Source organism: Chryseobacterium sp. WG23, assembly GCF_024586575.1.
Lineage (GTDB): Bacteria > Bacteroidota > Bacteroidia > Flavobacteriales > Weeksellaceae > Chryseobacterium.
Window position 1 is genome coordinate 14,205 of sequence record NZ_JALCZE010000002.1, and the last position, 13,238, is coordinate 27,442.

Consider the following 13,238-nt stretch of genomic DNA (forward strand, 5'->3'; position numbering starts at 1 on the left):
TTTGATATTTTTAGTAAAAATAGTATTTTATCCTATTCTTTTCCTCACAAAGATCTGATATCCCAGATAAATCAACGGCAGTGACATCACCCCCAAGAAAAGCATATTACTCATTGCCAGCTGTGGGTGCATTACAATAGAATAAATAAGCCCAAAAAATGCACCTCCCAAATGAGCGGCATGTCCCAGGTTATCCCATTGTTTAGGATTCAGCATCATGTATACTGAATATCCAAAGTATAATGTTCCGAACAACCATCCCGGAAGGAAGTTAACACTGATTTCATTCGGTGCCATTGCAATAGATGCAAAAATAATTCCTGACACAGCACCAGAGGCACCAATAGCAGAATACCACGGTTGTTTTTTATAGATCTGCAGACTGAATAAATTCCCAAGAATCATTGATCCGAAATACACGATCAAAAATCCTATTTCTCCAAAGAAATGAATAACCACTCCCTGAAAAAAGTAGAGAGAAAGCATATTAAAAAATAAATGCATAAAATCTGCATGCAAAAATGCAGAACTGATAAGCCTGATATATTCTTTCCGATTGGCAATAGCCCCAACATTAAATTTATATTTTTCAAATAAACTTGTATTGTTAAGTCCCATGTAACTAAAAATACATGTAACAGCCATTATAATTAAAACAACTATATTCATCTGATGTCTTTTTTATCTATTTTTTTGATCTGAAATTCTTTATTTATTCAGATTCATTATTCTCTCCATCCTGAAACAGATCACCGATGATCCCTCCATCTTCATCCATATCTCCTGTCTGTTCCGGCTCTTCGTAAACTTCGGGTTCTTCTTCCACAGGTTCTGGAATCGTGATGTTGATTGCTTTCACTTTAAATTTCGTGAACTGATTTCCAATTGCTTTTATTCCTTTTACAGTAATAAACTCATCAATATTGATAGTCTCAGGCTCACGGTCTTTTCCTTTATCTTTTGCAAAAATAATCTCAGCTGTTGCTTCGTTGGCCACGATTACATTTTCAATGAAGGATTTTGGATGTTCTGAAGGCATAAAAGTCTGTACATTAACGGTATTTTCCAATAAGAATCTCTTGATAAAGTACATATCTTTTTCTCCGTCATAGTAAATACAGGTAATAGGCTGTCCGGGCCTCCATTTTTCAAGCACCAGGTATTCATCATCAAAACGGTTGCCCAAGTCGAAAGAAACCAGCTTTACTTCGCCATTGGTATTAATGGTCAGAATCTTGTCATCGCCTTTGAAGCTGCCTAATAAAGTTCCTCTTGCATCCGCATTCAGTCTTCTTACCGTATCGTCGAACCATATCTTTCTCGGGGCCAGTGTAGAAACACCCTCTTCCTTCATATCAACTTTCTTCACTGCATATTTGGTCACAAGATTTCCTTTGGAATCTCTCCCTTTAATAGCAAGTTCGGAGAAGTTGATCTCCATTTTATTTTTCCTGATCCTTGGATTCGGTTTTAAAAGGACGGTCACGGTCTCCGCTTCCCCGTTAGGGTTAGCTGAAAAATACAGCATTTCTGAACCTTTTTTATCTGAAGCCAAAGGATAATCCGTATTTCTTGTTACTCCGGTTACAGAAAAACGTTTCATATAATAAGGACCATCTCTACCTTCGCGGTAAATCATATTATATACAGTCCTTTTATCATTTTTCTTCCAGACTGCCACGTGGAGAAGATCCTTTCCTATAAAAGTTTTAGCTTCCACTTTTACCACTTTCATGCTTCCATCTTTTCTGAAAGTAATGATATCATCAATATCAGAACAATCGAACATATACTGATCTTTTCTCAGGGATGTTCCGATGAATCCTTCTTCAAAATTGGCATAGAATTTTTCGTTTGCTACGGCTACTTTTGTTGCATCAATAGTATCGAAGATTCTAAGTTCTGTTTTTCTCTGCTTATCTTTTCCGTATTTCTTCTGAATATTTAAATAATACTCAATAGCATAAGGAATCAGATTAGCCAGGTTGTGTTTTACCTGTTCTATTTTACCTTCAAGGGAGGCAATATTTTCTTTAAATTTATCTAAATCGAATCTTGAAATTCTCTTGATCCTGATCTCTGTTAATCTTAAAATATCCTCTTCCGTTACTGCTCTTAAAAGATGTTTGGTATGAGGCTTTAATCCTTTATCTATTGTCTTTAGTACATCATCCCAGGTTTTTACCTCTTCAATATCGTGATAGATCCTGTTTTCGATGAATATCCTTTCTAATGAAGAAAAATGCCAGCTTTCCTGAAGTTCGTGAAGCTCAATTTCGAGTTCTTTTTTCAGCAAAGAAACCGTATGATCCGTATTCATCTTCAGGATTTCCGAAACATTCATAAACATAGGCTTATCTCCCACAATTACACAGGCATTGGGAGAAATAGTCACCTGACAGTCTGTAAATGCATAGAGAGCATCAATCGTCTTGTCCGGTGAAACATCATGATGAATATGGATCAGAATTTCCACTTTATCTGAGGTATTGTCCTCAATTTTCTTGATTTTGATCTTCCCTTTCTCGTTGGCTTTTAAGATAGAGTCTATCAGATCACTCGTAGTCTTGGAGTAAGGAAGTTCAGAAATAACCAGAAGATGTTTATCTGTCTGGGTAATTTTTGCTCTCGCTCTTACTTTTCCTCCTCTGTGACCGTCATTATATTCGGAAACATCCAGATAACCGGCCGTCAGGAAGTCAGGAAATATTTCAAATCTTTTTCCTTTTAAATAAGCTACGGAAGCATTGATCAGCTCATTAAAATTGTGCGGAAGTATTTTGGTGGAAAGCCCTACCCCAATTCCTTCCACTCCCTGAGCCAACAGCAAAGGGAATTTTACAGGAAGATCAATAGGTTCATTATTTCTGCCGTCATAGGATTTTGCCCATTCTGTTGTTTTGGGATTAAATACCACTTCCAGAGCAAAAGGAGTCAGCCTGGCTTCAATATACCTTGCAGCAGCTGCAGAATCTCCCGTATAGATATTTCCCCAGTTTCCCTGGGTATCTATCAGGATTTCTTTTTGCCCGATCTGCACCATGGCATCCGTAATGGAAGCATCACCGTGAGGGTGATATTTCATGGTATTTCCTACAATATTAGCTACTTTATTATATCGGCCATCTTCCAGTTCTCTCATAGAGTGCATAATCCTACGCTGAACAGGTTTCAGCCCGTCATACACCGAAGGGATAGCTCTATCAAGAATTACATAGGAAGCATAATCCAGAAACCAGTCTTTATAAAGCCCGGAAACTTTCTTTAAGCTTTCACCCTCATGCGAATATTCTTCTGTCATTTTTATTATTAATCTTTTTTCTCTTTATTAGCTTTCACTACTTTGTTCAGAGAGAGTTTTAAATCATTTACTTCTTTTCCGTTCAGATAAGAGATCTGGTACTTCAGTACTGTAGAGCCGTTATTCTTACTTGAAATGGTAATATATAGTCTTTTGATAAAGAGGATAGTTATTACATCATATTTTATCAGTTTATATTTTGGAAACTCATCATACAGAGGAGTATTCAAAAAAGGAATAATATTTCTGTTTTTAAAATTCAGGGCTTCTCCATCACTGTCATATTCAAAAATCTGTCGTCCGTTAAGATGGAAGGCGATTAACATCAGCACCGGGACGATAATCAGTAAATAGCTTTCATTTCCCAATGCATTAAGCCTATATTCATTAGCTAAAAACCCGACTATTCCCAATACAACCATCATAAGGAGCAACGTATTGATAAAATTGTACAACGATGCTTTGTTACGGTTACTTAGTCTCATTAATTGTCATGTTTATTGTAAGTTTTAAGAGGTGCTTATTTCATCCAAAGCTTCTTTCTTATCAATATCCGTTTCCTCCACCACCAGATTTTCCAGGATAAATGTCTGCCTGTCCGGTGTATTTTTCCCCATATAAAATTCCAGAAGCTGTTCTATGGTCTGATCTTTTCCGATGACCACAGGCTCTAAGCGGATATCTTTTCCGATGAAATGTTTAAATTCATCCGGAGAGATTTCTCCAAGTCCTTTAAATCGGGTAATTTCCGGGTTTTTCCCAAGTTCATTTAAAGCTTTTATTCTTTCTGCTTCGGTATAGCAGTATCTTGTTTCTTTTTTATTCCTCACTCTGAATAACGGGGTCTGAAGAATATAAAGGTGATTGTTCTTGATCAAATCGGGGAAGAACTGCAGGAAGAATGTGATCATCAGTAAACGGATATGCATCCCATCAACATCGGCATCCGTGGCAATGATTACCTGATTATACCTAAGGTCTTCAAGGCTTTCCTCAATATTTAAAGCAGCCTGAAGCAGGTTAAATTCTTCATTTTCATATACTACTTTCTTCGTAAGACCATAGCAGTTCAAGGGTTTTCCTTTCAGTGAAAATACAGCCTGCGTTTCTACATCTCTGGATTTTGTGATAGATCCTGATGCAGAGTCACCCTCGGTAATGAATATTTGGCTATCGCCTTTTCTTTCTGCTTTCTGATCGTTATAATGCTGTCGGCAGTCGCGAAGCTTTTTATTGTGAAGAGACACTTTTTTGGCTCTTTCTCTTGCCAGCTTCTGTATTCCTGAGAGTTCTTTTCTTTCTCTTTCGGAAATCAATATTTTCCTTTGGATCGCTTCTGCAATTTCAGGATTTCTGTGCAGGAAATTATCCAGCTTGCTTTTAAGAAAATCAATGATAAAGGTTCTTACGGTAGGCCCGTTTGGTCCTATATCATTAGACCCTAATTTTGTTTTGGTCTGGGACTCAAAAACAGGTTCTTCTACATTGATGGAGATGGCAGCAATAATAGATTTCCGGATATCGGAAGCATCGAAATTCTTATTGAAAAATTCACGGATAGTCTTCACATATGCTTCACGGAATGCATTGAGGTGCGTTCCTCCCTGAGTTGTATTCTGTCCGTTTACGAATGAAAAATAGGTTTCCGTCTGGGATTTATCTGTATGAGTGATCGCCACTTCAATATCCTCATCTTTCAGATGAACGATAGGATAAAGGGTATCGCTTTCAAGTTCTTCTTCCAATAGGTCTTTCAGACCATTTTCAGAAAAATAGGTTTCTCCGTTGAAAAGGATTTTCAGTCCTGGGTTCAGGTAAGCATAGTTGCGGAGCATTCTTTCGATATACTCTTTTCGGTATTTAAAATGCAGGAATATCTCACCATCAGGAATGAAGGAAATCTCCGTACCGTTTCTGTCTGAAGTTTCTTTTTCCTCAAAGTTTTCCGTGATCATTCCCCGAGAAAATTCAGCTACCTTCATTTTTCCATCACGGAAAGACCGTACTCTGAAATAGTCTGAAAGGGCATTAACGGCTTTGGTACCTACCCCATTCAGTCCGACTGATTTTTTGAACGCCTTACTGTCGTATTTACCCCCGGTATTCATTTTGGAGACGGCATCTACCACTTTCCCCAATGGAATTCCACGGCCAAAGTCACGGATCGTAACTTTACCGTCATCCACTTTTATTTCAATTCTTTTACCGGACCTCATCCTGAACTCGTCTATAGAGTTATCCAGAATTTCTTTAAGTAAAATGTAAATACCATCATCAGCGGAAGAGCCATCGCCGAGCTTCCCGATGTACATGCCGGGGCGCAGACGGATATGTTCCTGCCAATCGAGGGTTCTGATATTATCTTCTGAGTAGGTTGGATTTATTTCTTGTGACATATATGATTTCAGCAAACATACAAAAGTACGAAATTGTACAAAATTATCCGAATTTTTTCAATCTGTTTTTTAGTATTTTCTCTCATATTTTGCATTATTATCCTTCAAACTATATCTTTACATTATTATTCATATCCACGTGAAAAATTTATTTATTTTTCTGGTAATTTCTTATATTTTTCTTTTATCATCAATATTTTTTGCTCAAATCCCCGGATTGGTAAATTATAGTGAAGAGGAAGGACTGAACAGTTCATATACCTATACCTTAAGCCAGGACCTCAATGGTTTTATCTGGATAGGAAGTGATAATGGACTATTTCGCTTTGATGGAAAAGAATTTAAGCAGTATAATAAAGCAGACGGATTAAAAAACATTGAAGTACTGTCCTGCCATCAGTTATCGAATGGAGAAATTTTCATTTTATCTTTTCTTAATGATTTTGCGTATTTGAAAGACGGCAGAATTATTAATTCAGACTCGAATAAGGAGCTCAAAAAAATGCATTTTGAACATAATCCCAGCATTTATATTCATCAAGATGCAATCTATATGTATGCACCCGGTAATCCTAAGAATATGTATATTTACAGGAACGGAAAGGTTAATACAATCCCGTTATTCATTAATGGAGACGGCTCTTCTCATGCAATTTCTTTCGATCTTTCTAACCACCTCCTCTATTTGGCTGATAAAAGTGGAAAAAAGAATATTGAAGCTTATGACATTGTCACCAGAAAGAAAACATCCTGTAATATTCCATTAGGAAAAAAAACAATGGTATACAGGAAGGATAGCTTTTACATTTTTAAAAGCCAGGGAAAGATTGAAATTTATAAACTATACGATAAGTTCACTTTTAAAAAGATCCAGACCTACTTCACGAATGAGAATATCCAGCATGTATTTATAGATAAAAATTACGGAATATGGCTAAGCCTGGAAAATGGAGGTGCACTGCATTTCAAACAGACCTTACTGGACAGCAGGAAGCTTTCTGATCCGGTGAAATTTTTAGACCAATATGTCATCAACAGTATCCTGGCAGATCATGATAATAACATCTGGTTTTCTACCCAAAACAATGGGATTTATTTTATTACTGACAAGTTCCTTAAGAGTTATATGCATCTGCCCATCAAAAATAATTCGGCTTATATAACGGCTATTGCAGGAAATGACAGCGGTATTTTTTTAGGATACAACGAGGCAAAAAGCGGTATATACCGCTCCCATACCATAAAGGATATTGTTTTTGAAAAAAACAGGAAGATAGAGCATAAAGCTATATTTTCAGAAGGCAATACAGTAATATTTGGTTTAAGCAGAAGTCTTATCCAATACAACACAGCCACTAAAAAGAAATATATTTTAAATGCATCGGATTATAATCCTAAAAATGTTCTGCCATATATCCGAGGGTCTGTATTAATCTGTTCGAATGACGGCCTGACTGCTTATAATTACAATGCGCATACATATTCTAAAATTCTGCAGCAGGAAAGGATTTATACAGCGCTGCTCTATGATACGGACAGTCTGTTTGTGGGAAATTTTAAAGACCTCTATAAAATGAACACCCGGACAAAAAAGAAAAGTCTCTTCCTGGAGGGCTATTATTTTACAGATATAAAAAAGCTAAGTCATAATCTATATGTGGGAGCCACCAATTTAAATGGTATTATCCTCTTCAGCAACAGTAAAATTCTAAAAAGGATAACACAAGGCAGCGGTCTTCTGACCAGCCAGATCAAAAAAATAGAAGTAGAAAATGAAAATGTTTTCTGGGCAAGTACCAATTCAGGCTTAAGCAGAGTTGAGATCCGAGGTACTGCTATAAAGATCAATAATTTCACACAGACTGACGGCTTGCCTTCAAATGTTGTAGCGGGATGTGTCATAAAAGGAGATACCCTCTTTGCCGGCACTTCAAAAGGTTTAGGAATACTTTCAATCAGAAATTTATTATCGCAGAAGAAGTTCATTCATAAAAAGGTGATCATGAATTCTATTACGATTGGCAGTCAGGAATTCTTCAATCTGCAACAAAAACTTACAAGCCAGACTCCCAACAATAACATTGTATTTAACCTGAGTTTCCCGGATTATGCTTCACAGGGAAAAATAAGTTATAAGTATAAAATTGAAGGCCTGAATGATACCTGGGAAACCAGCAGTTCTTCTAAGATTATATTAAATTCCCTACCACCAGGAACTTACACTTTTAGGGTATTGGGATTAGGCTATAACGGAAAACAGTCATATACCTCTACAAATGTTAATTTTAAAATTGAACCTAAATTCTGGCAGACCTGGTGGTTTAAGTTCCTGATGATTATTTTGGGAGCTACTGCATTGTTTATACTTATCACATTATATTTTCAGAAAAAAAGAAACAAGAAACTGGAAAACCTTTATTACGAGAAGAAGATTGCAGAACTCGAGCTGCAGGCGATAAAGGCACAGATCAACCCTCATTTTATTTACAACTGCCTCAATTCTATACAGTTTCTGCTGTATAAAAAAGATTATGCAGAAACAGAGAACTATTTGGATATTTTCTCACAAATGATCAGAAAAACACTTCATTATTCTGAAAAAACATTCATGCCTATACAGGAAGAAGTGGAATACCTTTCCCTGTATCTGAACATGGAGAAACTTCGTTTAAAAGAGCAATTTGATTATTCAATACATATATCGGAAACCGTGGACAAAAGCTGGACTATTCCTTCCCTTCTGATACAGCCTTTTGTTGAAAATGCAATAAAACACGGTGTTTCAGCATTAGCAGACCGGAAAGGAAAAATAGATATCAGGTTTGATTACAGCGGTTTGTCACTTTGTATAACAGTTGAGGATAACGGAAACGGAATAAGCAGTAAAGATCAGACGATTATAAAATCCGGTTCTTTTGGGGTAAAATTATCTCAAAAGAGAATTGAAACATTTAAGCAGCTTTTTGAGACTAATATTATTTTAGTTATTAAAAATCTTTCTGAGCAAGGACAGGAACACGAACAAGGAACTCAAATTAAAATTTATATCACCCCCCATGAAAACCAAAATACAAGCCTGCATCATTGATGACGAACAAGACGGAAGAGATTATATTGCTCTCTTGCTGCAAAACGAATTTCCGGAAATTCAGACTGTATTTCAGGCATCAAGCATAGAGGAAGCTTATATTTATCTTTCCAGAAATTCACCGGACATTCTTTTTTTGGATATCCAGCTGAAAGATGGGACGGCCTTTGATCTGCTGTCTCAATTCAAATCGATAGATTCCCAGATTATTTTCATTACAGCATTTGAAAATTTTGCGATCCAGGCCATTAAAAATGGTGCTGCAGATTATCTTTTGAAGCCGATAAAAAAAATGGACTTCATCATTGCGGTTAATAAGACCCTAGAAAATATCAAAAAAAAAAAAATAATTCCTGCAGGTTCTTCGAAGAAAAATAAAATCAGTCTACCTACTCTGCAAGGCTTTAAATTAACAGATATTAATGACATCATACGATGTGAAGCAGATTCAAGCTATACCACATTTTACCTCGCAGACAAAACCAAAATTATTGTTTCCAAAACCTTACACGAGTTTGAAGAATTCCTTTCGGAGTATAATTTTTTCAGAATCCATCATAAGCACCTCATTAATCTTTCTCACCTTAAAGAGTACATCAAAGGAAAAGGAGGCCAGGTAATCATGACAGACAACTCTGTACTGGATGTTTCTGTTCGCAAAAAAAATGATTTTTTGTCGAAAATAGAACATATGGAGTAAAAACAGATCCGCCCGTTTCTATTTTATTCTTTTACTGCTCAAGATGCAGTTCAATGAAACCTTCCAATACACTTATCGTATGACACTTCGGTATGCTTTAGGAACATAATACCCAACCTTCAGCCTGAAGTCAATTCAGTATTTTAAACATCCATGCTTAATTCAACAGACCCTCAAACCAGAGCAGTCAGCATTATTCTGTTAAAGATATCTGTCTCTATTTTCATTTAATCCGTCTTTATATACACTTATTGAAAAACCAATTACACTTACAAAGTGAAGATTGATTTCCATTAAAAATATATTTAATCTTGTATAGACAACAACAGCTCATTATCAATAAGATACGGCGGGGTAAAAACAAAATGAAACTCAAAAAAAAATTAAAAAACGCTGAAGATTACTCCATGGCGGAAAGACAGGAGTAAAAACTAAATTTCAATATCATGAAACTAGAAAGTTTAAAATCAGAAAAATTTAAAAAATTAGACAGTCACGCGATGCATGAAATTAAAGGAGGTCTTGTGGAAAGAACAGGGTCCGGCTCTCTTATTGGAACCCCGGGAGGAGGTATACGGACTGCCAGCTCTGATACATTAATCTGGGATGACAACGGTGGAGGCTTACAGCATGTAAGTTTCGTGGATGCAAAAACAGGGTTGGAAATATCCTATTTTATGTAATACAACCATAATTCTAATTCTTACAGGAACTATCAGGATAACAGTTGAACCTGAAGAATACTGTACGCTGAACAACAGTCTCAAGGCGAAAGACAGAGATAACTAAAAAATTTAATAATGAAACTAGAAAAATTAACATCAGAAAAATTCAGAGCATTACATAATGACCTGATGGGTAAAATTAGAGGCGGTCAGAATGTGGCAACCAACGCCGGGGCATTTATGAATGGCGGTGTTCCCGATATTTCGACTCATGACATCAACGTTTATAATGACAGAGGTACTCTCCTCACTCAAATCTTCTATGCTACCGATGGCAGTAAGCATGTTATATCTGTGTAAAAAAAATACGCTGAACAATTACTTCATGGCGGAAAGACAGAAGTAAAACTAAATCCAAAATTTATGAAAAAATTAGAAAGTTTGACGTCTTTGAAATTCAAAGAAATGACTACAAGCCAAATGAGCACATTCAAAGGAGGAGCTATTATTGCAACACAGGGTGCTTATTCTCCAGACCATGGAACATCATGGGTCCGATGCCCTGATAGAGAAGATACTGTTCTTAAATGCAAGGAATATCTTATTAATGATGTATGGTATGGAGGTACTTACTAGTGATTAGCATAATTGTCATTAGTAATATCTAAGTTATTGCGGGATGCGATAAGTATCCCGCATTTTAATTATAACTGATTGTCATAGAAGTAAATAAATATATGATGCACCTGATCCAAAGTAACAAAAATGACCGATCCACTAATGATGTGCTGGACTGGATTTTTTATCTGGAAAGTAAAAATAAAATCTGCCGTATCAATAATGAAACAGTTATTCAAAGTATCAGTTTTAAAATATCAAATACAGAAGGCCTTTCAGTAGAGTTATCTACCGACCAGGGGAATATTAACAGCAAGGAAATTAAAAAATTCTGGTATAGAAGAGGAAACTTTAAAAGCAATAAGGGATTTACATTATCCATGCACGACACTAAGTTGAAACAAATGATTTTCCGGATTCAGGATAATTTTCAAAGAGAAAATGAAAGAATGATTGACAATGTCTACTCAGCTTTCGAAAAAGGAGGAAGGATAAACAGATTTCAGGAAAATGTTACCAATAAAGTGCATAATCTTAGCCTGGCCAATGATGCAGGATTAAAAATACCGGAAACATTAGTGACCAGCAATATAGATGAATTATTAAGCTTTTCTGCCAGATATGATTCAATTATTACAAAAGATATTGAATTTAATTCATTTCAGTTTACCTATACAGAAGGTTCAGAGGTATATATCCATCAACCCGTTCTCAAACTTTCCAAAAGCGATATTCAAAATCTGAGCATACAAAACAATGGAAAAGAGTTCAGCCATTTTTCCATGTACCAGGAGTATACCGAAAAGAAGTATGAACTACGCATCTTTTATCTGAAAGGTAAGTTTTATACTATGGCCATTTTCTCACAAGCCAACGAAAAAACAAAAACTGATTTCAGAAACTATGATAATGAAAGACCAAATCGGTGTGTCCCTTATCAATTACCTAAAGAAATAGAAAAAAAATTAGTCTCATTCATGCAAAGCATTGATATGAATTCCGGTTCTATTGATATGATCTATACTCCTGAAAAAGAATATGTCTTTCTGGAAGTAAATCCTATAGGGCAGTTTCAATGGTTGTCTAAATGCTGTAATTATGATATTGAGCGACAGATTGCTTTTGATCTATTAAAAGAAGAAATATGAAAAAAGAAGAGCAAGAAAAAATAAAAGAAGAAATACAAACCTGGATGGCAGAAAACAAAAGCCAGCTATCTTTACATTCACACACCTGGAATATAGATGTATTTGAAAGTAAAAAAAATAGTGATTTCCAGGAATCTTTAAAGCTGGGTAAGTACAATGCAGAGCCGGCAGAGGCTGACCCTTTTTACAAACCTTATTCTAAAATGCATATACTATAACTATGGATCACTTGCTGCTTTTATACAGTCACTGTATCATCGTAAATGGAGCTTTCCGCTCGGTAATCTGCGATCTTCAGAGAAGGAAAATTTATCCTGTACCTCATTCTCTGGTGTCATTATTTACAGATGAAAGGTATATTAATGTACCTGAAATCCTGATACAGCTCGATGATGATGAAAAAGAAATATTTCATGAGTATCTGGAGTTCATAGAAGAACATGAATTTGCATTCTACTGTTCTTCTGAAGAAATAGAATTATTCCCTAAAATGGCTGAAGAATGGCTGTTTCCGGCTCATATCTCTCACTGTATTCTGGATGCGGAGTATGAACTTCCATATTTCGACACCCAATTTCTTGAGCAGCTGGAAGCACTCTGCTGTAATTTTATTCAGTTCAGATTTTTTAAGGAAGCATCCTGGAATGAATTAGAAAGAATAATGAGTATGATAACTCCTTCACAAATAAAATCCGTGGAGATTATACTTCCCTGTAAAAATGAAGATCTTTTTTATCAAAGCACCGAATTATTTGTCAGGAAACATAAAAAAATAAGCAGTCTTACCATTACCGGAACCAATGTAACAAAAATTTATAAGGAAGGCAGTCACGGAACTGGTTATATATTGCAGACTGACAGGATTATTGACAGCGAAATTCACTGTGGGGTTATCGATAGCAGTTTATTCTCCATTAATATTACAACCTTTACCGAATCTTTGGCTTTCAACAGTTGTCTTAACCGGAAAATTGGTATCGACACTAAGGGTCATATTAAAAACTGCCCCAGCATGAAAAAAAGTTTTGGCCATATAAAGGATACCTCTTTGGAAGATGCTATAACCCAGCCGGATTTCAAAAAATACTGGACTCTCAGTAAAGATAAAATCTCAAAGTGTAAAGACTGCGAATTCCGTCATGTATGTACCGATTGCCGGGCCTATCTGGATGAACCTGGCAATATATACTCAGCACCACTTAAATGTGGGTATGATCCTTACACATGTACCTGGGAAGAATGGAGTAATAATCCTTTAAAAGAAAAAGCAATACAATATCACCAGATGCAGGAACTGATGATCAATAGATGATACTTCCCAA

General features: G+C 36.0%; 12 protein-coding genes. 8 read left to right on the forward strand and 4 right to left on the reverse strand.

Annotated features, from left to right (window positions below; all coding sequences use genetic code 11):
- Positions 1 to 27: 27 nt before the first annotated feature.
- Genes MP477_RS02800 through MP477_RS02815 form a run of 4 tightly spaced genes read right to left on the reverse strand, consistent with a single transcriptional unit; the run spans position 28 to position 5,697 of the window.
- Positions 28 to 669: a rhomboid family intramembrane serine protease gene (locus MP477_RS02800; RefSeq protein WP_230035008.1), complete on the reverse strand. Its 642-nt coding sequence runs from the start codon at positions 667 to 669 to the stop codon at positions 28 to 30.
- 43 nt (positions 670 to 712) lie between these two features.
- Complete coding sequence (locus tag MP477_RS02805; RefSeq protein ID WP_257189060.1) at positions 713 to 3,301, reverse strand: DNA gyrase/topoisomerase IV subunit A; 2,589 nt, start codon at positions 3,299 to 3,301, stop codon at positions 713 to 715.
- A gap of 8 nt (positions 3,302 to 3,309) precedes the next feature.
- Positions 3,310 to 3,786: a hypothetical protein gene (locus tag MP477_RS02810; protein WP_257189061.1), complete on the reverse strand. Its 477-nt coding sequence runs from the start codon at positions 3,784 to 3,786 to the stop codon at positions 3,310 to 3,312.
- 24 nt (positions 3,787 to 3,810) lie between these two features.
- Positions 3,811 to 5,697, reverse strand: coding sequence for a DNA topoisomerase IV subunit B (locus tag MP477_RS02815; RefSeq protein WP_257189062.1), 1,887 nt, complete (start codon positions 5,695 to 5,697; stop codon positions 3,811 to 3,813).
- A gap of 217 nt (positions 5,698 to 5,914) precedes the next feature.
- Here MP477_RS02815 and MP477_RS02820 point away from each other — a divergent pair, with 217 nt between their 5' ends.
- From MP477_RS02820 to gwsS, 8 genes are all read left to right on the forward strand, one after another.
- Entirely contained in the window at positions 5,915 to 8,785 is a 2,871-nt protein-coding gene (locus MP477_RS02820) for a histidine kinase (protein WP_257189063.1), read from the forward strand.
- Entirely contained in the window at positions 8,754 to 9,485 is a 732-nt protein-coding gene (locus tag MP477_RS02825; RefSeq protein ID WP_257189064.1) for a LytTR family DNA-binding domain-containing protein, read from the forward strand. The genes MP477_RS02820 and MP477_RS02825 overlap by 32 nt, the downstream gene beginning before the upstream one ends.
- Before the next feature lie 446 nt (positions 9,486 to 9,931).
- Complete coding sequence (locus MP477_RS02830; protein WP_230034996.1) at positions 9,932 to 10,168, forward strand: hypothetical protein; 237 nt, start codon at positions 9,932 to 9,934, stop codon at positions 10,166 to 10,168.
- A 117-nt stretch (positions 10,169 to 10,285) separates the two neighbouring features.
- Positions 10,286 to 10,510 carry a hypothetical protein gene (locus MP477_RS02835; protein WP_230034994.1) on the forward strand — a complete coding sequence of 75 codons (225 nt, stop codon included), beginning with the start codon at positions 10,286 to 10,288 and terminating at the stop codon, positions 10,508 to 10,510.
- A 105-nt stretch (positions 10,511 to 10,615) separates the two neighbouring features.
- Complete coding sequence (locus MP477_RS02840) at positions 10,616 to 10,786, forward strand: hypothetical protein (RefSeq protein WP_257189065.1); 171 nt, start codon at positions 10,616 to 10,618, stop codon at positions 10,784 to 10,786.
- Between the two features lie 101 nt (positions 10,787 to 10,887).
- Positions 10,888 to 11,916, forward strand: coding sequence for a grasp-with-spasm system ATP-grasp peptide maturase (gene gwsG / locus MP477_RS02845; protein WP_257189066.1), 1,029 nt, complete (start codon positions 10,888 to 10,890; stop codon positions 11,914 to 11,916).
- Positions 11,913 to 12,134 carry a hypothetical protein gene (locus MP477_RS02850; protein WP_257189067.1) on the forward strand — a complete coding sequence of 74 codons (222 nt, stop codon included), beginning with the start codon at positions 11,913 to 11,915 and terminating at the stop codon, positions 12,132 to 12,134. Before gwsG ends, MP477_RS02850 begins: the two co-directional genes overlap by 4 nt.
- 2 nt (positions 12,135 to 12,136) lie before the next feature.
- On the forward strand, positions 12,137 to 13,228 hold the full coding sequence (gene gwsS / locus MP477_RS02855; protein WP_257189068.1) for a grasp-with-spasm system SPASM domain peptide maturase: 1,092 nt from the start codon (positions 12,137 to 12,139) through the stop codon (positions 13,226 to 13,228).
- Positions 13,229 to 13,238: the final 10 nt, after the last annotated feature.